We start from the raw sequence: 279 nt of genomic DNA, 5'->3' as shown, positions 1-279 counted from the left end.
ATTCAGGCGTTCAAAGCCTGCCTTGGGCATCACCACTTCACCGCGTACTTCTAATAATGGAATATCAGTAGCCGCCGCAATCCATAACGGTAAATTACGAATGGTCTTGGCATTTTGAGTGATGTCCTCGCCGGTTTGCCCGTCACCGCGCGTTACTGCTTGCACAAACGTACCGTATTCATATTTAAGCGATACTGCCAAGCCATCTAGCTTAAGCTCCATTTCATACTCTGGACTTTGCTGCGCCACGCTTAAGCGGTCATTAACACGGCGCATAAA

1 pseudogene is annotated in these 279 nt (G+C 48.4%); it reads right to left on the bottom strand.

Going from position 1 to position 279, the window contains the following annotated elements:
• Positions 1-279, bottom strand: a pseudogene (gene ligA / locus AAEY79_RS14630) (NAD-dependent DNA ligase LigA); the annotation flags it as partial.

Source organism: Psychrobacter sp. GW64-MNA-CIBAN-0177, assembly GCF_040309585.1.
Lineage (GTDB): Bacteria > Pseudomonadota > Gammaproteobacteria > Pseudomonadales > Moraxellaceae > Psychrobacter > Psychrobacter okhotskensis.
The sequence above is the reverse complement of the archived record's forward strand: the minus strand, read 5'-3'. Positions and strand labels throughout refer to the sequence as shown.